This window comes from Planococcus sp. ISL-109 (assembly GCF_018613655.1).
Lineage (GTDB): Bacteria > Bacillota > Bacilli > Bacillales_A > Planococcaceae > Planococcus.
This window is the reverse complement of the sequence record NZ_JAGGPW010000004.1, coordinates 312,937-334,056: the sequence shown is the minus strand read 5'-3', so window position 1 is coordinate 334,056 and position 21,120 is coordinate 312,937. Positions and strand designations below refer to the sequence as shown.

General features: G+C 46.6%; 25 protein-coding genes. 5 read left to right on the top strand and 20 right to left on the bottom strand.

All coding sequences use genetic code 11. The annotated features are described in order from the left end of the window. Positions 1–66: 66 nt before the first annotated feature. The 9 genes from bshC to J7E21_RS03420 form a co-directional block, all read right to left on the bottom strand. Positions 67–1,686, bottom strand: a complete 1,620-nt coding sequence (bshC, locus tag J7E21_RS03460; protein WP_215104762.1) for a bacillithiol biosynthesis cysteine-adding enzyme BshC — start codon at positions 1,684–1,686, stop codon at positions 67–69. Positions 1,687–1,761: 75 nt separating this feature from the next. Further along, positions 1,762–2,142, bottom strand: coding sequence for a DUF3397 family protein (locus tag J7E21_RS03455; RefSeq protein WP_215104760.1), 381 nt, complete (start codon positions 2,140–2,142; stop codon positions 1,762–1,764). After that, on the bottom strand, positions 2,142–2,999 hold the full coding sequence (locus J7E21_RS03450) for a ketopantoate reductase family protein (RefSeq protein ID WP_215104757.1): 858 nt from the start codon (positions 2,997–2,999) through the stop codon (positions 2,142–2,144). Before J7E21_RS03450 ends, J7E21_RS03455 begins: the two co-directional genes overlap by 1 nt. 108 nt (positions 3,000–3,107) lie before the next feature. After that, the gene (locus J7E21_RS03445; RefSeq protein WP_215104755.1) at positions 3,108–4,658 is read right to left on the bottom strand and encodes an acyl-CoA carboxylase subunit beta; all 1,551 of its coding nucleotides are present in this window, start codon (positions 4,656–4,658) and stop codon (positions 3,108–3,110) included. A 28-nt stretch (positions 4,659–4,686) separates the two neighbouring features. After that, positions 4,687–4,902, bottom strand: coding sequence for an acyl-CoA carboxylase biotin carboxyl carrier protein subunit (locus J7E21_RS03440; RefSeq protein ID WP_215104753.1), 216 nt, complete (start codon positions 4,900–4,902; stop codon positions 4,687–4,689). Further along, positions 4,899–6,248, bottom strand: a complete 1,350-nt coding sequence (locus J7E21_RS03435; RefSeq protein WP_215104751.1) for an acetyl-CoA carboxylase biotin carboxylase subunit — start codon at positions 6,246–6,248, stop codon at positions 4,899–4,901. The genes J7E21_RS03440 and J7E21_RS03435 overlap by 4 nt, the downstream gene beginning before the upstream one ends. A gap of 166 nt (positions 6,249–6,414) precedes the next feature. Continuing rightward, positions 6,415–7,167: an enoyl-CoA hydratase/isomerase family protein gene (locus tag J7E21_RS03430; RefSeq protein WP_215104749.1), complete on the bottom strand. Its 753-nt coding sequence runs from the start codon at positions 7,165–7,167 to the stop codon at positions 6,415–6,417. A 99-nt stretch (positions 7,168–7,266) separates the two neighbouring features. After that, positions 7,267–7,443 (bottom strand): 50S ribosomal protein L32, encoded by a 177-nt coding sequence (rpmF, locus tag J7E21_RS03425; RefSeq protein ID WP_215104747.1) that lies wholly within the window; start codon positions 7,441–7,443, stop codon positions 7,267–7,269. Positions 7,444–7,467: 24 nt separating this feature from the next. Further along, positions 7,468–8,004, bottom strand: coding sequence for a YceD family protein (locus J7E21_RS03420; RefSeq protein ID WP_215104745.1), 537 nt, complete (start codon positions 8,002–8,004; stop codon positions 7,468–7,470). Between the two features lie 126 nt (positions 8,005–8,130). Here J7E21_RS03420 and J7E21_RS03415 point away from each other — a divergent pair, with 126 nt between their 5' ends. Continuing rightward, positions 8,131–9,345: a nucleotidyltransferase gene (locus J7E21_RS03415; RefSeq protein ID WP_215104743.1), complete on the top strand. Its 1,215-nt coding sequence runs from the start codon at positions 8,131–8,133 to the stop codon at positions 9,343–9,345. On the opposite strand, the gene J7E21_RS03410 is transcribed toward J7E21_RS03415, so the two are convergent. Genes J7E21_RS03410 through rsmD form a run of 3 tightly spaced genes read right to left on the bottom strand, consistent with a single transcriptional unit; the run spans position 9,318 to position 11,446 of the window. Beyond that, positions 9,318–10,343 (bottom strand): SepM family pheromone-processing serine protease, encoded by a 1,026-nt coding sequence (locus tag J7E21_RS03410; protein ID WP_215104741.1) that lies wholly within the window; start codon positions 10,341–10,343, stop codon positions 9,318–9,320. The two genes, J7E21_RS03415 and J7E21_RS03410, sit on opposite strands and share 28 nt — an antisense overlap. Before the next feature lie 55 nt (positions 10,344–10,398). Beyond that, a complete protein-coding gene (gene coaD / locus J7E21_RS03405) occupies positions 10,399–10,878 on the bottom strand; it encodes a pantetheine-phosphate adenylyltransferase (RefSeq protein ID WP_215104739.1) in 480 nt (159 codons plus the stop codon). Continuing rightward, on the bottom strand, positions 10,871–11,446 hold the full coding sequence (rsmD, locus tag J7E21_RS03400) for a 16S rRNA (guanine(966)-N(2))-methyltransferase RsmD (protein ID WP_215104737.1): 576 nt from the start codon (positions 11,444–11,446) through the stop codon (positions 10,871–10,873). The genes coaD and rsmD overlap by 8 nt, the downstream gene beginning before the upstream one ends. An 83-nt stretch (positions 11,447–11,529) precedes the next feature. Here rsmD and J7E21_RS03395 point away from each other — a divergent pair, with 83 nt between their 5' ends. Continuing rightward, a complete protein-coding gene (locus J7E21_RS03395; protein WP_215104735.1) occupies positions 11,530–11,910 on the top strand; it encodes a DUF7147 family protein in 381 nt (126 codons plus the stop codon). Here J7E21_RS03395 and J7E21_RS03390 read toward each other — a convergent pair whose 3' ends face one another. Then, a complete protein-coding gene (locus tag J7E21_RS03390) occupies positions 11,911–12,183 on the bottom strand; it encodes a YlbG family protein (protein WP_215104733.1) in 273 nt (90 codons plus the stop codon). Positions 12,184–12,309: 126 nt separating this feature from the next. Here J7E21_RS03390 and J7E21_RS03385 point away from each other — a divergent pair, with 126 nt between their 5' ends. Then, the gene (locus J7E21_RS03385; RefSeq protein ID WP_215104731.1) at positions 12,310–13,227 is read left to right on the top strand and encodes a glycerophosphodiester phosphodiesterase family protein; all 918 of its coding nucleotides are present in this window, start codon (positions 12,310–12,312) and stop codon (positions 13,225–13,227) included. A 116-nt stretch (positions 13,228–13,343) separates the two neighbouring features. Here J7E21_RS03385 and J7E21_RS03380 read toward each other — a convergent pair whose 3' ends face one another. Continuing rightward, the gene (locus J7E21_RS03380) at positions 13,344–13,790 is read right to left on the bottom strand and encodes a YlbF/YmcA family competence regulator (RefSeq protein ID WP_285228724.1); all 447 of its coding nucleotides are present in this window, start codon (positions 13,788–13,790) and stop codon (positions 13,344–13,346) included. 132 nt (positions 13,791–13,922) lie between these two features. Then, positions 13,923–14,987, bottom strand: coding sequence for a CAP domain-containing protein (locus J7E21_RS03375; RefSeq protein WP_215104729.1), 1,065 nt, complete (start codon positions 14,985–14,987; stop codon positions 13,923–13,925). A 140-nt stretch (positions 14,988–15,127) separates the two neighbouring features. On the opposite strand from J7E21_RS03375, the gene J7E21_RS03370 reads away from it, so the two are divergent. Both J7E21_RS03370 and ytvI read left to right on the top strand, forming a co-directional pair. Next, positions 15,128–15,493 (top strand): YugN family protein, encoded by a 366-nt coding sequence (locus J7E21_RS03370; protein ID WP_215104727.1) that lies wholly within the window; start codon positions 15,128–15,130, stop codon positions 15,491–15,493. A 91-nt stretch (positions 15,494–15,584) separates the two neighbouring features. Continuing rightward, positions 15,585–16,643, top strand: coding sequence for a sporulation integral membrane protein YtvI (ytvI, locus tag J7E21_RS03365; protein WP_215104725.1), 1,059 nt, complete (start codon positions 15,585–15,587; stop codon positions 16,641–16,643). Positions 16,644–16,702: 59 nt separating this feature from the next. Here ytvI and J7E21_RS03360 read toward each other — a convergent pair whose 3' ends face one another. From J7E21_RS03360 to J7E21_RS03340, 5 genes are all read right to left on the bottom strand, one after another. Next, positions 16,703–17,164, bottom strand: a complete 462-nt coding sequence (locus J7E21_RS03360; RefSeq protein ID WP_215104723.1) for a DUF420 domain-containing protein — start codon at positions 17,162–17,164, stop codon at positions 16,703–16,705. A 24-nt stretch (positions 17,165–17,188) separates the two neighbouring features. Further along, positions 17,189–18,112 (bottom strand): cytochrome c oxidase assembly factor CtaG, encoded by a 924-nt coding sequence (gene ctaG, locus J7E21_RS03355; protein WP_215104721.1) that lies wholly within the window; start codon positions 18,110–18,112, stop codon positions 17,189–17,191. A gap of 139 nt (positions 18,113–18,251) precedes the next feature. Then, the gene (gene ctaF / locus J7E21_RS03350) at positions 18,252–18,584 is read right to left on the bottom strand and encodes a cytochrome c oxidase subunit IVB (protein WP_215104719.1); all 333 of its coding nucleotides are present in this window, start codon (positions 18,582–18,584) and stop codon (positions 18,252–18,254) included. A 1-nt stretch (position 18,585) separates the two neighbouring features. Next, on the bottom strand, positions 18,586–19,212 hold the full coding sequence (locus tag J7E21_RS03345; protein WP_215104717.1) for a cytochrome (ubi)quinol oxidase subunit III: 627 nt from the start codon (positions 19,210–19,212) through the stop codon (positions 18,586–18,588). Continuing rightward, a complete protein-coding gene (locus tag J7E21_RS03340) occupies positions 19,199–21,115 on the bottom strand; it encodes a cytochrome c oxidase subunit I (protein ID WP_215104715.1) in 1,917 nt (638 codons plus the stop codon). The genes J7E21_RS03345 and J7E21_RS03340 overlap by 14 nt, the downstream gene beginning before the upstream one ends. Positions 21,116–21,120 lie beyond the last annotated feature (5 nt).

The window sequence follows — 21,120 nt, the reverse complement described above, 5'->3', positions numbered from 1 at the left end:
TACAGCATTTCATCTCAAGTAGTTTACTTCACAAAAAAGAAGCCTGCATATGCAGGCTTTTCCAATTTAAAGAATGACGATTTTATGTGTTTTATTATAGTTCATCGGCAAGTCAAGCAAGTCTTCCACCAATTCTACACCATATTGATTTAAATAAGGAATCGGGTTGTAAATCCGCTCTTGCCATCCGGATTCCGGCAGCAGCGCATTTTCGATTGCCGCGAGTTGATTGAACTGCGTACTGTTCTGGATCGCGACTTCATCTTGGAGCTTGTTCTTCAAGAAGGTCAGTTGATCCAAATGAATGCGTAAATTTTTCTCCACGAGCGGCTTGAGCCCGGCACTGACGGATGTAAAGCGCTCCATCAATTCATCGTATTCCACTGTAAGATCTTGTTGGATTGCGCCGATTTTCGATTCAGTCTCGACATCCCGAATCGACTCCAACAATTCGTTGCGCAGCTGTGGAATTTTCCGCTCGACCACGACGTCTTCAAAACTCAGCTGGTGCTTTTCAAGGAGTGCCGCTGTCCGGCGATCGATCAAACTGACGCTGAGCCGCGGCATGACAATCGGCATTTCCATGTCCATCAATTCGAATGCACCTTTCAAAGCAGCCCAGTAAGCGATTTCTCCAGGGCCTCCGACAAAGGCTAAAACAGGAAATACCAAATCCTGCATCAACGGACGGGTGACGACGTTATTGCTCAAGCGCTCCGGTTCGTGCCGCGCAATCTCCATCAGCTCTTGCTCTGTATAACGCACTGCTGTATTTTTCACGATAAATCCGGCATTGTCCCGCTCCAATAACAAGCGTTCGCCTTTGATCGTCAGGAACAAATGCGCCGCATCTTTTTTGGCGTCGATTCCGGCGGTATATCCGATCGCTTGTAGCGAACTTTCCGCCTCCATGACCGCTTCGGCAATTGCTTTGCTGTTGTCGATCATTCGACAAAAGAATTGCGATTCATATGTGCGCAATTGCTTGTCGGCCGCGTCAATAAAAAGCAGGCCTTCTTGTTGGAAAAAGTGATTTAGCAATGCTGCAAAAAAACCTGTAAATGTCTTGGCTTCGCGAAGGTGGCGAAATACCAGGCTATGGACGTGTTTCGTATGCGAGGTTTCAGGCAAGCTGCGGAAATATTCTTCGATGAATGCTGCGACTTCCTCATAATTCAGCGGTGTCTGCGAAGCGGCGCTTTTGCCGAATTTCGCATGCGGATAGTTGAGTTTCTCTATTCGCCCATTGGTTTCCCGGTAAACATGCGCGATTTCAGCAAGATCATGATCTTCCCCAGCGATCCAAAAAAGCGGCACAACCGGAGCTCCGAGTTCTTCTGCCGCTTGTCTGGCCAGCAAAATCGTTGAAATCGCTTTATGTACAGTATACAAAGGACCTGTAAGCAAACCCGCCTGTTGGCCGGTCACAACCACTGGCGCGCCTTCTTCAAAATGACACAGGTTTTTGCGCGCTGCCTCAGACAATCCGAAATCTTTCATATAGCTTTCCAGTATGCCGCTTACTTTTTTGCGGTCAACCGGATGGTCCGCAAGCGATTGCAAGCGTTTTCGCGCTTGTTCCAAAGAAGGTCCATAGGAAAAATATTGAAGGATGCTTTGATCCTCATTTGTATAATCAGCCATCAATTGAGAGGATGGCGGTATGTATTTCTCTTCTAATCTCATGAAGTTAAATCCCCTTTTCGCTTTACATTCAAAGACTACTATAACAAAAGGAGGATAACTTGAGAAAAAATCCGCTTAGCGAAATGTTTGAATCATTAAAAAAGCCGTACCTAACAGCCAGGTGATTGCATAAATCGCTGCAAGCGCCAAAAAATAAATGCGCCAGAGCTTACGGAAAAACTTGATGATTTCAATTTCTTTCGTAGTCTTCCATTCCCGAATCAACAAGAAAATCGCAAATAGTAAGGCAAACAAAAAGATGGTGGGCTGTGTTTGTATGCCGAACAGCAAAACTATTGACGCTGGAATCGAGAAAAACAATAAAAATGTCGTCACATCGGCTGCAATGCCTAGTGCTTTACGTTTTTTCGCTTTATGGGTCAAGGCGTAGACGAACAAGAAAATAAGAAATGGAAGGTAGAGCAGGATTTTCCCTATCGTATTCAGCCAATCCATCAGTTAGCCTCCACCGTTTTCAGCAAGTGATAAAATGATTTAAATAATGGCAAATCCAATTTCGAAGTTTGCAAAACATAGAGCATCAGCCCATCGACATCCATCAAGTCGCCAGCTAAACGGTCGGCGAGCATCGATGAAATTTCCTCTGGACGGGAAGCACAATAAGCGGCTACTCGTTCAATCGGCTGCAGCGTCTCGATTTCCGGAAATGCCAAATACAATTCATTGTATAGATTGCGGAACAGTTCATAGGCATTTGGATCAGTGAGCAGGCGGCCTTTTTTAATTTGCATGAGCGCCGTAAGCGGATTGATGAGGCTGTCGCGAAGCAGCCGCTCAAATAGCTGCGCTTCCAGGTCCTCCATCCAGTTGACCCGCACATGCTTCAAGTGGACTAACGGATCAAAATGGGACACCTCACCTTTGATCAAGCTCATATCGAGTATAGGCTGTTTGGAAAACTGGATTTCATGTCCGCTGACTTTGACGACATCCGTATCGAGCGTACCGGCTGCAATTTGGCGATGCGCCAACAAGCGCGCTTTTTCCAAATAAAGCATGCCTTGCTGGACAAAGATGAGCGGATTGCCGGGGCGCCTAATTTTAAGCAATTTCAAAATCGGCGGCAGTTGTTCTGAATGAGCCGCAATAAATATATAAGCATCCGGATTCACCTGTTCAATATCGGAATAAACAGGAATTTCTTGACGGTCATTTCCGCATACAAGCCCTCGCTCGCTAATGGCATTTGCTTGTGCTTTGTCTGTAATGATGAGCTGCACATCGCCATCTTTTTGTAATAGATGCGCAAGTAGAAGTGCTTGCGCATTCCCGCCAATGACTGCGAATTCCATGGAAATCCCTCCTTTTTAAAGCAATCGTATTTAGTAAACGCGCATAACAGCGCTGCGTTTGCTAAAAAAGAAGCCTGCCTTATGAGGCAGACTCCACGTCTAAACTTATTATACAGGAACAATTGGATGTTTTCGATAAGGCAATGGCAAATCTTTTGTGGCATAAATGGAAAGCCGCTTGGACAATTCATCGCGAAGTGCATACGGAGCAACGATTTCATCAACGATCAGTTCAGAAGCCAAGCGATAAATATCGATTTCTTCTTTATATTCCTGATGTTTTTTCTGAACATATGCGAGCCGCTCTTTCGGGTCTTCGATCGCTTCGATCTTATTCGAATAGACCGCATTGACTGCCGCTTCCGGCCCCATGACAGCAATTTGCGCTGTCGGCAAGGCGATGCAGACATCCGGCTCGAACGCAGGACCTGCCATCGCATACAATCCGGCGCCGTAAGCTTTTCTGACGACGACTGAAATTTTCGGCACCGATGCGGTACTCATCGCCGAAATGAATTTGGCGCCGTGGCGGATAATGCCGGCACGTTCAACTTTCGTTCCAATCATGAATCCAGGAACGTCTGCAAGGAAAATCAGCGGAATCGAGAACGCATCGCAGATGTTAATGAACTTGGCACCTTTATCCGCAGAATCTCCGAACAATACGCCGCCTTTGACTTTCGGCTGATTGGCGAGGATGCCGACTGCTTGCCCGTCGATACGCGCGAGGCCGGTAATCAACTCCGGTGCAAAAAGCTTTTTGATGTCGAAGAAGCTCCCTTCGTCGATCAATTGATCAATCAATTCGTACATATCGAACGGCGCGTTTTGGTTTTCTGGAATAATTTCTTCCAAGCTGCGCCCGGTTTTCTTCACTTTTGCTTCCACGTTCTCTGGCTTGCCGGCAAAGTTTGCCGGCAAGAACGCCATGTAACGCCGAGCTTCCGCAATCGCTTCTTCTTCAGTGGATACGAGCACATCGCCGACGCCGCTAACGGTGCAGTGCATGCGGGCGCCGCCCATCTCTTCAAGCGTCACTTTTTCGCCGATGACTTTTTCCGCCATACGCGGAGAACCTAAATACATCGAAGCGTTGCCTTCGACCATGATGACGATATCGCAAAATGCCGGGATATAAGCACCACCCGCAGCGGATGGTCCGAACAATAGGCATACTTGCGGCACCATTCCGGACATGCGGACTTGGTTATGGAAAATGCGCCCGGCGCCGCGGCGGTTCGGGAACATGTCCAATTGATCGGTAATGCGGGCTCCTGCAGAGTCGACCAAGTAAAGCATCGGCACTTGCATTTTCTCAGCCGTTTCTTGGATGCGGATGATTTTTTCCACCGTCCTCGAACCCCATGAACCTGCTTTCACTGTTGAATCGTTCGCCATGACGCAAACCGTCTCGCCGTTCACTTTGCCGATTGCCGTCACAACCCCATCAGCCGGCAAATCTCCCGCTTCAACATTGGCGAAACGCCCGTCTTCAATATAATCACCGTCATCAAACAATAAATTCAGCCGGTCTCTGACGAACAATTTATTGCTTTCTTTCAGTTTTTCATGGTATTTCTCCTGGCCGCCTGCGAAAATCTTCGAAAGCTTTTCTTCCAGTCTTGTATTGTATCCTGTTGTTTCAGTCGTTTTCGTCATTTCTTCCACCCCTTTGGATTCAAATGCCTTATTCGCCGAGCGTCACCAATGTGTCCCCTTCGTTGACAAAACTGCCCACTTCCACATTGACTTTCTCTACTTGTCCACTGAATTCCGCTTCTACCGGAATCTCCATTTTCATCGATTCCAAAGTCATGACCATCTGGCCGGCTGATACGGACTCCCCTTGCGATACTCTAATGTTCAAGACCGTTCCGGCCATAGTTGCTGTTAATTGTTTCATACTGTTTTTTCCTCCTTTTGTTGTGTAAGCCACTGAGCTAGAACCGCTGTAGCATAGTTTCCTTCAATAAATGGTTTGGATTCGATAAATTTGTCGAATAGCGGCAAGTTGGTTTTAACACCTTCGATTGCCGTTTCGCTAAAGAACTTCCGTGATTTTTCCAGCACCTCTTCACGGGACGTGCCTGTTAAGATGACTTTGGCGATCATCGGATCATAAAATGGCGTCACTTTATTGCCTTCCTCGTACCCGGTTTCAATGCGGGCACCCGCTCCCCACTTCAGGCTGGATAATGTTCCTGGTGAAGGGAAAAAGGTTTTTGGGTCTTCTGCGTAAATGCGGTATTCGATCGAATGCCCGGTCGTTTTGATGGCATCTTGAGCTGGCAATGCTTCGCCTCGTGCGATATTTACTTGCCATTCGACAAGGTCGACACCCGTCACTTCTTCCGTAATCGGATGCTCCACTTGTAAGCGTGTATTCATTTCCAGGAAATAGAATTCATTGTTTTCATCGACAATAAATTCGACCGTTCCCGCATTCGTATAGTTGACCGCACGCCCCGCCTTCACGGCTGCCTCGCACAATTTTTGCCTCGTGGATTCCGGTAAGTCCGGTGACGGTGATTCTTCTATGACTTTTTGGTTGCGACGCTGCACAGAGCAATTGCGCTCGAACAGATGAACGATATTGCCGTGTTCATCCCCGAAAATCTGCACTTCGATATGGCGTGCATTCGCAATGAATTTCTCTAAGTAGACGATGTCGTCGCCAAAATACGCTTTCGCCCGGTTTTTCACCGAATCGAACTGCTGAGTGAGCGCTTGCTCACTTTCACACAACACCATGCCGATTCCGCCACCTCCAGCACTGGCCTTCAACATGAGCGGGTAGCCGATTTCCTGTGCTGCTGCAATGGCAGCAGCACTGTCTTGCACCCCGTCTTTAGTTCCCGGAACAACCGGGACCCCGGCATCCATCATCGTGCGTCTAGAGCCAAGCTTGTCGCCCATAGTGTCGATAACTTCAGGTTTCGGGCCAATAAAAATAAGTCCTGCTTCTTGCACTTTGCGCGCAAAATCTGCGTTTTCGCTCAACAAGCCGTAGCCCGGATGGATCGCCTGCGCGTTTCGATTTAATGCTTCTTCAATAATTTTATCTGCTTGTAAATAAGATTGGGCGACCGGATTTGGACCGATCGCTGCCGCTTCTGTCGCTTCACTTACAAAGGGCAGTTCCCCGTCCGCCTCAGAGTGAATCGCGATAGTTTCGATGCCGAGGCGGTCGCATGTGCGGATGATGCGCCGTGCAATTTCGCCCCGATTGGCAATCAGGATTTTCTTCATCTATGGAATACCCCCTATGTTTTCTCCCTTCTCTAGCATATACGAATTTTGTAAGCGATTTCAACTATTCATATAAATATTTTTCCATAATGTTCCGTCTACTCACCACTTAGAAAGTTGCACCTTACCGGATTTTTCTCAAAACAAAAAGTGAACGCATAAGCGCTCACTTTTTGTTTTTGTTCAAAAACCCGTCCACTGCTGCGTGGTGGGCTTGTTCTGCCCATAACACAGCACATTCGCGAATTTCCTGGTCGACCCGCTCTTTTAAATTCGTTGCCTGCCATTTGCGGATTGCCATCGCTTTATAGGCTCGGTGCACTTCCGGCAAAACCCGTTTCATCGATGCCAGGAAATGCTCGACATCCCGGTCTTCTTCGATGATGGCGCTCGCCCAGCCGTTTGCCAGCAACTCGTCTGCTGAGTAAGCGCGCGCATCACTGAGCATCTTCAATGCCGCATCGTGGCGTAAGGCTTCAAAAAGGTAAGTACCACCGCCCCAGCCGCTAGTGATGGCGAGCGTCCCTTGGATAAATCCACATTTGGCGTGCTTGCGGACGAGCCGGTAGTCGCACGCTGTGGCAATTTCACAGCCGCCGCCGACTGCCGTGCCGTTGACGAGAGCCACGACCGGCACCGGCAGCGTTTTGATTGCATAAAGTGCCTGTCCCATCCGGTTAAGCATCGGCCAAGCTTGCTGCTCTGTTTTCAGTTCGTGGAAGACGGACAGATCCCCGCCTGAACAGAAGGCTTGATCCCCGGTTGCTGTAATGACGACAAACCGAATGTCTTCCCCGCTAGCACGAAGAGCCAGCTCTTCCAAACCTTCCATCACTTCGCCGTTGATAGCGTTCCGGATATGCGGACGGTCGATGGTGAACGTCATGATTTGATTATTTGTTTCGATTCGGTACGCCATTTGATCACCTCTGGCTCCATTCTACCTGATTTTAGGCAAGAGAAAAAGGTTATCCGGAGCCATGGTCTCCAGATAACCTTTTTTGCAGCAAATACTGTTTTATTTGCTTGCTACTACTTCTTTCCCTTTGTATGATCCACATGCTTTGCAGACATGGTGAGCCAATTTACTTTCGCCACAGCTTGGGCAATTTACCATGCCCGGCACTGACAATTTAAAATGTGTACGGCGTTTTCTTTTAGCGGTTTTGGATGTTCTTCTGAACGGTACTGCCATTGGTGACACCTCCTTACAGTGATTCTATTCATCTGTCTGATCGAAATACTTGGCTAAATCAGCCAGTCTTGGATCCGGTTTTGATTGTGCTTGTTCCTTCTCCGCTAAATCTTCTTCATCTGTCAAATAAGACCAGTCTTTGCCGCCTTTGATGACGGATTTTTCCGAGTCTTCTTTAAATACCTGAATCGGCACTTCGAGCGCGATCAACTCTTCTAAAATCTCCTGAAGATTAATTACTTCAGTAGTTACCGCGTGGACGAATTCATCGTCGCCTTCTTCTTGTCCTTTTTCAGACCAGTCGAAGATTTCCACCGTGTCGATATTGATCGGGAATTCGACATCTTCCCAAGTTCTAGCGCAGGGCAGCATGAGCGTCCCTTTAAGATGAAGCATGCACGTCATTTGTTGCGAGCCAATCGTACAGTGTCCTGTGACGTGAACAGGGGATATCGCGCGAATATCGCTATTGCGTGACTTCACCTCATCCAACTGAACAAACTCGTCAATTGGCATCCCGTCTTTACGATACTTTTGTAGCTGTTGAATCGCTATTTTCATAAGTAATCACCTCAAGACAACAAAGTTGATTATATAATGTAGAACAAACGATGTCAAGAAAAAATCTTGTCACTCTAATTCGCTCCCCGCTATACTAGAGCTATCATAACAAAAGGAGGCCATACATTGAAAGCAACAGGAATCGTCGTCGAATATAACCCGTTCCATAATGGCCATTTGCACCATGCCAAAAAAGCGAAACAATTGTCCGGCGCAGACATAGTCGTTGCGGTCATGAGCGGCCAATTCCTCCAGCGCGGTGAACCGGCATTCACCGATAAATGGACGCGTACGGAAATGGCGCTGCACGGCGGTGTCGACCTCGTAATCGAATTGCCGTATGTCTACGCGACCGCACAAGCTGCAGAGTTTGCACGCGGGGCGATCGGGCTGCTAAGCGCACTGCGCTGCGATTCTTTTTGCTTCGGCAGTGAACAAGGCGACATCAACCCATTTCTCAATAGCCTGGAACTGTTGAGCACAAACCGGGAAGCTTATGACAATATCATCCACGAAAGAATCCAAACCGGCATCAGCTACCCGAAAGCGCTGAACGATGCTTACCTCAGCCTGACCGAAGGCCGCGACGGCTTTGCTGATTTGACAAAGCCGAACAATATTCTCGGCTATCATTATATAGAGGCCGCTCACGCCCTCGGAAGCCCGATGACGCCCCTGACAATACAACGCATCGTCGCCGGCTTCCACGATCCCTTAGAGCGCGGTGTCAGCATCGCCAGCGCAACCGGCATCCGAAACGCCTTCTTTGAAGGAGAAAACATCGGGCACTTGACGCCTTATCTGCCGGAAACAAGCATACGCCTGCTCGAACGTTTTCATGCTGAACAGCACGGATTCATCGGCTGGGAAAAAATTTATCCGCTATTGCGCTTCACCATTTTGCGCGAAGGACCTAAAGCGCTTGCGCGTTTTGCCGATGTGACGGAAGGCATTGAAAACCTCATTTATGATGCCGCGAAGCGTGCAGAAAACTTTGAAGGCTTCATCACTCAAGTGAAAAGCAAACGCTTCACCCGTACACGCATACAGCGCATGCTGACACATATTTTCACCGGGTATACACAGGAAGAATCGCAAGCAGTCGGAGAGCCTGAATACATCCGCCTGCTCGGCATGACCGAGTCCGGACGCAATTATTTAAACGCACAAAAAAAAGCCATCCCGCTCCCCCTCATCAGCCGCGCTGCGGACTTAAAAGGGCCTATGGGACAGCTGGATATCCGGGCTTCCATGCTTTATCTTCAAGCAATCGGTGCTGCTTCCTTAAAAAAAGAATATACGACCCCTCCCATTTACTTCGGCGCCAGCTCAGATAAGTAATCGAGTACCGACTCGATGTCTGTCACCGGCACGATATCCATATCCGTACCGATCTCTTGTGCTGTTTCGAGCGCCACTGTGTAATTGCTCGGCAGATCGGATTCCGGCGCATCATCCGGTGCAAAGAAAATATCGATTTCCGCACGGTCGGCCGCAATGATCTTTTGGTCGATTCCACCGATGCGCCCTACTGTCCCATCACTCTCCATCGTTCCGGTCCCTGCTATGTCGTAGCCTTGTGTGATGTCTTCATCCAGCAATTGATTGAGAATTTCCAGGGTGAACATGAGTCCTGCAGAAGGCCCGCCGATCGCTTCCGAGTCAAACAGGACTTGAGGCGTCGTTTCAATGTCTTGGTCTTCCACAAATGAAATTCCGATTCCTGCCCGCTCCGACTCTGTCGGCAGCGGAGCTAATGTAATCGATTGGTTGAGTTGGCGCTCCTCCCGTTCAATCACCAACTCCACTTCGTCGCCCACTTGCTTTGTACTCAAATACTGCAGAAACTCTTCCATCGTGCCAAATGCTTGCCCATCAATTTCAAGCAAACGATCACCCGGAGACAACAGTCCAGCCGCTGCACCGTCCTCTAAAACGTTCATGATGAACACGCCGTTGCGTGATACTTCATAAGGCAGCTCTGCCTGCTCGAACGCCACTTGCAACGCATTGACCTGAGAATCGGACATGAGCTTTAATTGGCGGACATTGTATTCCTCGTCGCTTTCGTGCGGGCTTCTTACCTGTTCAGGGTCCAGCACCTTATAGCCTTCCTGGAATTTAGCCATTATATATAAAGCCGGTGTCGCATTAAACATCGTGACGGTCATCAGACTAAGTGTGCCTTCATCGTCGTCATCTCTGCCTTCCACTTCAACGAACGGAGAAAGTTCATAGGCATCTCCCGGACGGGAAATATACGCATCCAGCCGATAAGAACTGGCGAATACAACAATCGCCATCACCAATACAAAAAACCACAGTCTCTTATTTTTCATCGGCCATCCTCTCCTTTACTGTCGAACCACAACAAAAAGCCACGTGACACGTGACTTACTTGAACTTTTCTATTAACGCTTTTTCCACCACATCCGGCACAAGCCCCGAGATCGTGCCATGATACTTCGCCACTTCTTTGACAATGCTTGAGCTAAGGAACGAGTACTGATTGTTCGACACCATGAATAAAGTTTCGATGTCTTCGTTCAAAAAGCGGTTCATCGACGTAATCTGCATTTCGTATTCAAAATCCGATACGGCACGCAGCCCCCGAATGACGGCGTTCGCTTCAACTTCTACAGCATAATCGATCAATAAACCGGCAAAAGAATCGACCGTTACATTTGGTATCGTTTTGGTCACTTCTGAGATCAAAGCCATTCGTTCGTTCACGTCAAACAAAGGATTTTTCGATGAGTTGTTCATGACCACTACTTTCACTTCATCGAAAATCGCGGATGCTCGTTTGACGATATCCAAATGTCCCATCGTAATTGGATCAAAACTCCCCGGTACTACTGCAATTTTAGTCAATGCGTTCTCCCTCTTCCCCTTGGTAACGGTAAATTGATATAATTGTATTCCCATATAATTCCTTTTTAAAGCGCCTGCAATGGCTTGTTTCGTCTGGAAGTTCAATGTCACGGTCATGTTCACAGACGACAATTGCTTCCTCTTCCAATAAGCCAATCACTGCGGCCCGCTCCATCAGTTCATACGCTTTCTCCATATGATACGGCGGGTCCAAAAACAACAAGCGTGCAGTTACACCGTTTTTCTTCATCGCTTTTAATGCGCGCTCAGCATCCGCACGGTATACTTCGGCACGGTCTTCCATTTTTGTTTTCTGTAAATTCGCTTGGATCGTATCGATCGCTTTTTTATCTTTATCGGTGAAAATGGCATGTTCGATGCCACGGCTCAATGCTTCTATCCCTAAGCCGCCGCTGCCGGCAAATAAATCGATAGCTGTACCGCCATCGAAAAATGGGCCAATCATATTGAAAATGGATTCTTTTACTTTGTCGGTCGTGGGTCTTGTCGTTTTGCCCGGAACCGCTTTCAAAGGCAAACCTTTTGCTTGCCCAGCTACTACACGCATACTATCGCCTCTTACTTTGTCATTTTATTACTGCAATTGCCCACCGGAATGGTAGAATGGATTCTGGAAAGGACGTGACTTATATGATACAACGTTTTATCGAACTAGGAGAAGGATACGGCGATATTTACGAACTTCGCCAGTTGATGGAGAGCAATAAAGACCGCTTTATGCACGGATTTGTTTTTGTTTCGAAAACAAAAGACAACAAACCGGTGGTGTCCGTCGCCGCTGCATTTCAGCCTGCAATTGAAGGAAACTTCATGCCGATTTATTTATGCCGTGAAGGCATACCGGATGGTTCCAAGCGGCTGGCATTGTTCGAAGAAGCCGTAGAACAACTCGGGGCTACACCGATCCGCATGGACGTAAAGAATTCCACACAATATGCAGACCCGTCTCTTTATTTTGCCCATCTCATCGCGATTCTCAGGCTCAACCACTATATTCCGCCGATGCAATAATCACAAGCCGATTTTATAATCGTATTCTTTCGCTTTATCCGGCTTGGCGTTTTCGTACTCAGTCTTAAGGAATGGCCGCTGGGATTCCAGCACTTTTTTCACATAAGGCAATTTCGATAGTTTTTCTTTCGTGCTCTCGATTTTGTCTTGATCCATATAAACGACTACATATTTTAATTTGCGGGAAATAAAATGGACATGTCCATACTTCCGCAGCGATTTCGCTTGTTTCAGCTGATGCACATAGACAATCAGACCTTGGCGATCATGCATATCTATCCCTCTTTTCTAAACTCTAGAATACCATAGGAGTAAAAAAAGCTGCAACCGAATAAACTGACACCAAGAGTCCCATTCGGCTATAATGTGAATATTACCAATATAGGGGGTTATACATATATGGGAAAGAAAACGAAAATCGGACTTACAGCCGCCGCAGTCGGTGCTGCAGCATGGGCCGGATCAAAGGCCTTGACCGGACCGCAAATACGTCCGCAAAAAGCGATTTTGAGCTACGGCCACCCGATTGTGCTTGCTCACCGGGGCGGCAGTTCTCTCGCACCAGAACATACAATGGCGGCTTTCAATAAATCAACTGAACTCGGCGCGCATGGATTTGAAATCGACATCCGTATGACCAACGACGAAGAAATCCTCGTTTTCCACGATGAGTTTATCGACCGGACGTCTGATTCGGCGGGCCGCGTCGCTGAAATGACGATTGACGAATTGCGCGCGCTCGATCTCGGTTATCATTTTGTTGATGAAAACGGGGAACATTCATACCGGGGCAAAGGCGAGACAGTTGTGCTGCTGCGTGATTTATTGGAGAATTTTCCACAAATGCACATCAACATCGACATTAAAGACGCACCGGATACGTACGAAGGCAGCTTAATTCCTTCAAAGCTTTGGCGTTTGATCGAATCATTGGAAGCGCAAGACCGCGTCGTCGTTACGAGCTTTTTTGATGAACAGATCGACCGCTTTAATTTGTATGCACAAAACCGGGTAGCTCTTGGTGCTGGTGAAAACGAAGTGCGCAAAGCATTTGCCTCGTTTAATAGCCAGTTTGGCCATCTGTATGCTCCACGGGCAGATGTTTTCCAACTTCCAGTAAAGCATTCGGTGTTCCGGCTCGACTCGCCTCGTTTCATTGCGTTTCTTGAACGCCTGAACATTCCAGTACATTATTGGGTCATCGATGAAAAGGACGCGATGGAAAAACTGATTGCTGCGGGAGCAAAAGGCATCATCACCAGCCGGCCTGATATTGCCATCAAGTTAATATCGGCAGTTGAGGAAAATCGCAAATAAAAAGAATCAAAAAAATCAGTGAGGGATGAAAAATCTCCCACTGATTTTTCGTTGGTCTACTGGCCGTAAAAGCGGGATAAAAAAAAGTGCAACCGCGGTTGCACTTTTTTTCTATATTATGCGGAACAAGAACAGCTGCCGCCAGTGCCACATCCGCTGCCGCAAGAAGAATCCGAAGAAAAGAACGGATTGCTTGATGGGATCTTGACCGCTTCTGAAACCGATCGGCCGATTATAAAACTGACTTGATCTATTAAATCCTGCAACTCATTTTCTGCAAGACGGAGTGTAGCCACTTTTCCATTCAAATCAAGCTGCCGTTTATCTACACGAATCTGCTTCATCACCCGTTTGTAATCCGGGTGATATTTGCCGAAACGCTGCACTTCTTCGTAGAGTTCCTTCAGCCTGGCGAATTCATGAATTTCCCGCGCCAACACTTTATCGCTATAGACAGAGTCGTAGGCTTCGCGATACTTCGCCGATTGCTCTGATTGAAGAATCATTTCACTCAGCTCGTCTGCAGAGTCAGTTACTACAACCCATTCATAAGTCATGATCAATGCGCATTCCTCCTCTACCGTTACATCATATCAGAATTTTTTCCGGAATCATACACAGTTTGTCCTCTCATTAAGAAGACCTGCACTTTAAAATGAATTCATTTTAAAGTTCACACACCATAGGTTTTGTGATTATTGGCTTTCATATCTGTCTTGATCCTGTTTCAGCAAAATTTGGCTGTAATATCTCCCAAATACCCCAACACCCACTTGGTTGTATTGCCTGCCAAGCAAGGTTCCGCGGTGGCTTGTAGAATTGAACCAGCCATGAACCGTTTCGGCTGCGTCGTAATAGCGCGAAGCTGTATTGATTGCTGCCTGTTCAAATTGAATATCCGCCCCTTGAAGCCTTGCTTCCAAATTTTCGATCTCCAGTTCTACTGAAGTGAATTCCATACGCGCCATTTCTTCGCTCGTTTGTTTGGACAGCATGCTGACTCCACGGTTTTCTGAAACTGGCGAGCGCTGGTGACGCACACGGTAGACATTAGTCAAATCGACCAATTGCTTCGCGTTCGCCTCATCGATCGACCGCTGCAATGTAGATGAAGGACGCGGTGTCACGAGCAAATCACCAGCATACATAATGTCGTACGGCTGGTGGCGGATCAGCGTCTCCGCATCCATAAAGCGCACTGCTTCCAATTGCTGGTCTTCAGCATCGATATATAATTGTGCATAAACTTCGTCAAAGCTAACGAGAAGGCGCTTGTCCATATCTTCCTCGCTCAAGTTAAAGGTATACGTATTCGTTCCGTATTTTACGGTCACTTCATTCTGCACAATGGTGAAACGGTATAATTCCTCTAATGACTGGCCGATTTCATAAGGAGCTATATTGGTCGATTCTCCTGCTGCGAATACTTGGGCTATACGCCCCTCCTTGACGCCGACCATCACATAGTTGGAATAAGAGGCATCATATACCCACCATTCGTAAGCATAGGCGGATGGTTCGATGCGGTCCGGCTTGCCGTGCTCCGCCAGCCAGTCATCGATAGATTTCCCGATGTAGACAGACAATCCGGATGCTGGACGTTCCAAATCCAGTACGCTTTCAGTCAAGTCATCTGTCGGCATTGGATCTGCCTTCCTTGGGGCTTCCAGCAACTCATTTTCACTGATCGACGGGTCCAAATAAAATAGCCCAATCAGGACAATGGCGAGAAATATCATGATGCGCAATAAGTCCTTCAATCGATCAGCTCCCGACACCCGTTTTTTTTATTATAACAGCCGCCTGCATTCTGACACAATCTAGCCATTGCATGTGCTCTAAATATGATCTATTATTAAAGGAGCATTCAGTCTTTTTTTGTTATAGAGGAGGAGATTCCATGTATTTTGAAAATACAGGATTAGAGAACATTGAAGTAGATGTCACATTGCTTGAGTACGCTATGAACCAGCAAGGTTTGAAAAAAGAAGGTCAATGGGATTACGAACGAGTCACTTATGACCGTAAATTCATCGTGCGTGAAGGCACTTACTACTTGCGCGTTTTCGCTTATGCCATTGATGGCGACATTGATGCTAATGAAGCAACTGTCCGCGTCTTGAAACCGATGATCGGCAAGCATTATTACCCACACGGCGTCGAGTACGGCGAAGATGAGCATTTTCCGGATCACCTTTTGAAAACATGCGCTGAACTTTTAGCTGCTGTCAAAAAAGAAGTAGCCGAGTTCGAAATCAAAGCATAAAATTTCCGCAGTTCAAAGCGAACTGCGGTTTTTTTAAACAATCGCTTTTTTTTTGCATTAATTTCGAATAGTTCATTGAAGGAGGTTAATTGTGGGCAAGTGGTTTAATAAAAAGTTGGCAACCATTATCTTGGTCGTCGCTGTTTTGATTCTTATCTCTATATACATACTGCCGATAGCTGTCCCTTTGATCATCGCTTTGCTCACGGCCATCTTTCTCGAACCGTCTGTTAAATTCGTTCAGAGAAGGTTTAAATGGCAACGAAAAGGTGCTGTCATAACCGTATTCATTTTATTTCTAGTCATCGCCTCGACAAGTGTTTATTGGATCATTACACAGTTAGTTGGTCAAATTATCCAATTTTCTAAGATGGTTCCAGAATACACAAATTCCTTATCGACGATGTGGGGAGATGTCGAAGAATTCTTTTTCCGCTCGACAGCTGAAATGCCTGTAGAAGTGGTCAGTTCGTTCGAAACGGAAATGATCGCTTTTGCGGAGGGCACCCGAGACTGGATCTTAACATTAGTCAATTATGATACTGTCACTAATTTATTGACGGGTATACCATCTTTCCTCGTCAGCTTTATTGTTTTTCTGATTGCCCTGTTCTTGTTCATGCTGGATTTGATCGACTTAAGAAGCATGCTTTTTAACCGCTTGAAGGAATCGACTGCAGAGAAAGTGCGCTTTATGAGCGCACGCTTGAACAATGTTGTCTTCGGATTTTTAAAAGCTCAGTTCCTTGTCAGCCTCATCATTTTTGCAGTGAGCTTTATCGCATTATTATTCATTGCCCCTGAATATGCATTAGTGATGTCATTCGTCATTTGGATTGTCGATTTCATCCCGATTCTCGGTTCCATCATCGTCTTAACGCCTTGGTTTATCTATGAGTTTATCGTTGGCGACATTGTCCAAGGAACGCAGCTCGCTATTTTGGCGCTCGTCCTTTTGGTAATCCGCAGAACCGTCGAACCGAAAGTAATGGGTACACAGATCGGCCTGTCACCGCTTGCAACATTGATCGCCATGTTTATCGGCCTTCAATTGATCGGATTCCTCGGCTTTTTCGTCGGCCCGCTGCTGGTCATTCTTTTCACTTCCGCACGGGAAGCAGGCATCATCAAAATGGAGTTCAAGCTTTAACGCTTCCCTAATACAAAAAAAGCACAGAGCAAATTCGCTCTGTGCTTTTTTTACTTGTTTTAGTTTCCAAGTATTGCTTTGAAAACCGAGGTTGTGTGCCCGCCTTCATAAATTACATAAAGCAACAAGTAAACCATTACTCCTGTAATTGCAGTGAAGAACCAAACCACACTCGTATATGGCCCGATTTTCCGATGTTTGTCCAAGCGGTTTTTCAATCCCCAGAAAATGGTCAGTAGCCCCATCACTGCACCGATTGTTGCAAGCGTAATATGAAAAATCAAGAAAACCGTATAATAGATTTTCAATTCATCGGGACCGCCGAATGCCGTGTTCCCCACAAACAGTGTGCGGGAAACATAGATGATGAAAAACGTCAGCGCAGCAGCTCCCGCACCGAGCATAACTTTTTTGTGCGCTTCAATACGGCGTTGGCGGATCAAGTTCCATCCGATCGCCACAAGAATGGCGCTAAGGACGATAAAAATCGTGCTGATAGTTGGCAAAAGCGGCAAATTCATTTGAAATAAACTCCTTTTGGGTCATTACCCGTTATGTCTGTGATACGCCATATCTTTACGGTCTTGCAAAACTTTTGCGGTAATATCTTCTGCATTCGCTGTTTCATTTTTAAGCCATTCGTGGAAAACGAGCCAAATGAACACGGTGAACACCAGTTCCTGAATGACTTTCATCACGATCCCGCCCGTTCTTTGATCTTCGAGCGTCGACATATTGGTGAACAATTCAGGACCCGTCAAATTGAGCTGAGCCAATGTCCCAGCAGGAACACAAAGCGCCATTGCCTGCAGCCAAGCTTCCCCGTCCGAGTAGGTTGCATAAAACGGGCCGGTGCTGAAGATGATCAACGCACAAGCAGGCGTCATCAAGACGCTGAGTCCAAACAAATAGCTCAACTTTTTTAAGCCGTGGAATTTATGCATCCCTTCCAGGTTATTGACGATCGGCCACCAATAAAGGATAGCGGAAACAAACAGCAAATTGCTGACGATTCCATGGATCAGCACATCTTGCTTTACGAAGTCAAAAACCAGCGGCAAATGGTATAACGAGAAAAACAAACTAAATAACAGCAAAGCCAGCATAGGTTTTGTGAAAAACATGAACAACGGCTTGATGACCGGCAATTCAATGAACGCCCGCCATATATAAGCTGGTATGCCCATGATCAATAGTGGGGGCACCAAAAGCAATAGAAAGGCCATCTGCACCATGTGCATCGTAAAGATGATATGCCCCATCAAGTCGATAGGAGAACCTTTCAGGATATATAGCAATAACATCCCTGAGACGAACAAGATCGCTTGTTTCGGCTGCAAGGGTTCATTATCAGCAAACTTTTCTCTCCATTTTACCGTAATTAAAAAATAGAGCAGCGTGACGAGTACGAGAAATCCAAAATACCAGGGGCTCCATAACGCTTCGAAGCCGAAAATGCTGATTGGCATTAGACCGTACCTCCTTTTCCTTAAGTAACCTCATTATATAGGGGAAACACTGCTATATCAATGAACGAATCATGACATTTGCCGTTCCTGCTTGTATATAAAAAACTCCGGACACTGAGTGTCCGGAGTTTTTGGGGAATTACCACCATACAATTGTAACCATCGCTAGGACAGTCAGGAAAGCAATAAACATGCCGCTAAACATGAAGAAAGCCATCATGCCGTGCCCTTTGTTGCCCATATGCATGAAGTGATAAAGCTGAAGCACTACTTGAATTGCTGCCAGTAGCAACAGGATCGGCACAATAAGGTACGGAGAGAACTCCGCAGCCACTAGAGTGAATGCGATTAACGTCAAGAAGATCATTATTGCGAATGACGTTAATTGCCCGCGCATTTCAGTAGCTCTTTTTCTCTTAACAAATTCGTATTCTGCTCTAGATCTGTGAATATCATGAGTATCGTGTGCCATATTAACCGATCACTCCCATCAGATAGACTACAGTGAAGATGAACACCCACACTACGTCAATGAAATGCCAGTATAGAGCTGCGAGGTAGAACTTCGGTGCATTGTACATATTCAGGCCTCGTTTTGCATTTCGGAGCATCAAGGCGATAAACCAGCTAAGTCCGAAAACAACGTGGGCTCCGTGCGTTCCGACTAAAACATAGAAGGCGGAACTAAATGCACTATTGGTAAAACCAAAGCCAAGGTGAACATAATGATTAAACTCATAGATTTCCAAGCCTAGGAACGTTAAACCGAGAAGAACGGTTATGCCAAGCCATGCTTGCATCGCTTTGAAATTATGGTTTTTCATATGGTAAATTGCATACACACTTGTCAAAGATGAAGTCAGAAGAATCATCGTCATCGCAAAGACCAGTGGAAGTTCGAACAATCCGGCTGCGGTAAATTCCATTCCGCTCGGCCCTTTGTCTTTTAATGCTAAATATGTTGCAAAGAGAGAGGCGAAGGTGACTGTTTCAGCAGCTAGCAGCAACCAGAAACCAACGAACTTGTTCTTTCCTTCGAGCGTCGCCGTTTCAGGATGATCCGGCCAAGTTTGTGGGGTATATCGCTTATTTAAGTCCACCGTTTTTGCCTCCTTCCCGCGCTTGTGCTTCTCTTTGAATGCGTTCTTGATCCGCAATCAATTCTTCTTTTGTAACAATGAAGCCAAGATCATCTTTCCATGAACGGACTAGCATCGAACCGAATGTGATTCCAAGACCGATGATCAATACCGGCAATGCCCAAGCTTTGTCGCCATCTAGATGATACAAAGCACCAAATGATGCAACGAACATACCGAGTGACATGACAAATGGAATAAAGGAATTGTTCGGCATGTGGATATCGCCAAGCGGTTCTGCGTAAATCATACCTTCTTTATTTCCTTCCATTTTCTCGATCCAATAAGGATCTAGTCCACGGACAAGCGGAGTCTGTGCAAAGTTATAGAATGGCGGTGGTGAAGGAATCGCCCATTCAAGCGTACGTCCGTCGCCCCATGGGTCATTTCCAACGCGCTCATTTTTGATGGTAGTCATTACGACGTTCACAAGAAGAATGATTACGCCGACTGCCATGAAGAATGCGCCTACTGTACTGATGGCGTTAAAGAGATCCCAGCCCTGATCGGCTCCGAACGTGTAAACACGGCGAGGCATGCCCATAAGACCGAGGAAATGCTGGATAAAGAATGTCAAATGGAATCCGATGAAGAAGAACCAGAATGTCCATTTTCCGAGTTTCTCGCTCAACATCGTACCGAACATCTTCGGCCAGTACAAATGCGTACCTGCCAAAATTGCGAGCACGACACCACCAACGATTACGTAGTGGAAGTGAGCGACGATAAAGTATGAATCGTGAAGCTGGTAATCAAGAGGAGCGATTGCCTGCATGACACCAGTTACCCCACCCGCAGTGAATGATGGAATAAATGCTACTGCGTAAATCATCGGGACTGTAAAGGAAATGCTTCCGCCCCAAATCGTCAATAGCCAGTTAAAGATTTTGATTCCTGTCGGTACCGCGATGATCATCGTAGCCAAGGCGAATACTGCGTTCGCAGTTGGCCCAAGACCCGTTGTGAACATATGGTGAGCCCATACCATGAAGCCATAGAAACCGATCAAGATTGTTGCAAACACGAGTGCCGTGTATCCGAACAGACGCTTGCGAGAGAATATCGCAAAAATCTCAGAGAAAATACCAAATGCTGGCAAGATCAAGATGTAAACTTCCGGGTGACCAAAGATCCAGAAGAAATGCTCCCAGATGATTGTATTACCGCCCATCGTTACATCAAAGAAGTTCGCTCCGAACAAACGGTCAAATATCATGAAGAAGATACCGACTGTTAGTGGAGGGAATGCCAAGAGAATCAAGGCAGATGCCACAAATGTCGTCCATGTGAACAATGGCATTCTCATATAAGTCATACCCGGTGCACGCATGTTGATGATCGTTACCAGGAAGTTAATCCCTGCGATCAAACTACCGAAACCGGATATCGTTAAACCGAGTGAATAAAAGTCTATTCCGTGGCCTTCAGAAGCGAGTGCCAAGGAAGCGTAGTTTGTCCACCCTGCATCCGGTGCACCACCCAAGAACCAAGAAAGGTTCAAGAAGACACCACCGAAGAAGAACAGCCAGAACCCTAGTGAGTTCAGGAATGGAAAGGCAACATCACGCGCACCAATTTGCAAAGGCGCGATGGAGTTCATAAATGCAAAAAGAATCGGCATCGCTGCCAGGAAGATCATGGTCGTACCGTGCATCGTTAAAACTTCGTTATACGTTCCGGCACTGAGAAAATCATTTCCGGCTTTCATTAACTGAATCCGGATCAGCATCGCTTCTACGCCGCCGACTAGGAAGAAAAATCCGCCGGAGATCAAGTAGAGGATTGCGATTTTCTTATGGTCTACTGTTGTTATGTAGTCCCATATTGTAGCACCGAAGCCCGTTTTTTGAGCGTTAGAACTCACAATAG

What these genes read in the sequence shown, in the direction of transcription:
- bshC (WP_215104762.1), bottom strand. Translation starts at nt 1,686, where the DNA reads ATGAGATTAGAAGAGAAATACATACCGCCATCCTCTCAATTGATGGCT.
- J7E21_RS03455 (WP_215104760.1), bottom strand. Translation starts at nt 2,142, where the DNA reads ATGGATTGGCTGAATACGATAGGGAAAATCCTGCTCTACCTTCCATTT.
- J7E21_RS03450 (WP_215104757.1), bottom strand. Translation starts at nt 2,999, where the DNA reads ATGGAATTCGCAGTCATTGGCGGGAATGCGCAAGCACTTCTACTTGCG.
- J7E21_RS03445 (WP_215104755.1), bottom strand. Translation starts at nt 4,658, where the DNA reads ATGACGAAAACGACTGAAACAACAGGATACAATACAAGACTGGAAGAA.
- J7E21_RS03440 (WP_215104753.1), bottom strand. Translation starts at nt 4,902, where the DNA reads ATGAAACAATTAACAGCAACTATGGCCGGAACGGTCTTGAACATTAGA.
- J7E21_RS03435 (WP_215104751.1), bottom strand. Translation starts at nt 6,248, where the DNA reads ATGAAGAAAATCCTGATTGCCAATCGGGGCGAAATTGCACGGCGCATC.
- J7E21_RS03430 (WP_215104749.1), bottom strand. Translation starts at nt 7,167, where the DNA reads ATGGCGTACCGAATCGAAACAAATAATCAAATCATGACGTTCACCATC.
- rpmF (WP_215104747.1), bottom strand. Translation starts at nt 7,443, where the DNA reads ATGGCAGTACCGTTCAGAAGAACATCCAAAACCGCTAAAAGAAAACGC.
- J7E21_RS03420 (WP_215104745.1), bottom strand. Translation starts at nt 8,004, where the DNA reads ATGAAAATAGCGATTCAACAGCTACAAAAGTATCGTAAAGACGGGATG.
- J7E21_RS03410 (WP_215104741.1), bottom strand. Translation starts at nt 10,343, where the DNA reads ATGAAAAATAAGAGACTGTGGTTTTTTGTATTGGTGATGGCGATTGTT.
- rsmD (WP_215104737.1), bottom strand. Translation starts at nt 11,446, where the DNA reads ATGCGTGTAGTAGCTGGGCAAGCAAAAGGTTTGCCTTTGAAAGCGGTT.
- J7E21_RS03395 (WP_215104735.1), top strand. Translation starts at nt 11,530, where the DNA reads ATGATACAACGTTTTATCGAACTAGGAGAAGGATACGGCGATATTTAC.
- J7E21_RS03390 (WP_215104733.1), bottom strand. Translation starts at nt 12,183, where the DNA reads ATGCATGATCGCCAAGGTCTGATTGTCTATGTGCATCAGCTGAAACAA.
- J7E21_RS03385 (WP_215104731.1), top strand. Translation starts at nt 12,310, where the DNA reads ATGGGAAAGAAAACGAAAATCGGACTTACAGCCGCCGCAGTCGGTGCT.
- J7E21_RS03370 (WP_215104727.1), top strand. Translation starts at nt 15,128, where the DNA reads ATGTATTTTGAAAATACAGGATTAGAGAACATTGAAGTAGATGTCACA.
- J7E21_RS03360 (WP_215104723.1), bottom strand. Translation starts at nt 17,164, where the DNA reads ATGAATTTGCCGCTTTTGCCAACTATCAGCACGATTTTTATCGTCCTT.
- ctaG (WP_215104721.1), bottom strand. Translation starts at nt 18,112, where the DNA reads ATGCCAATCAGCATTTTCGGCTTCGAAGCGTTATGGAGCCCCTGGTAT.
- ctaF (WP_215104719.1), bottom strand. Translation starts at nt 18,584, where the DNA reads ATGGCACACGATACTCATGATATTCACAGATCTAGAGCAGAATACGAA.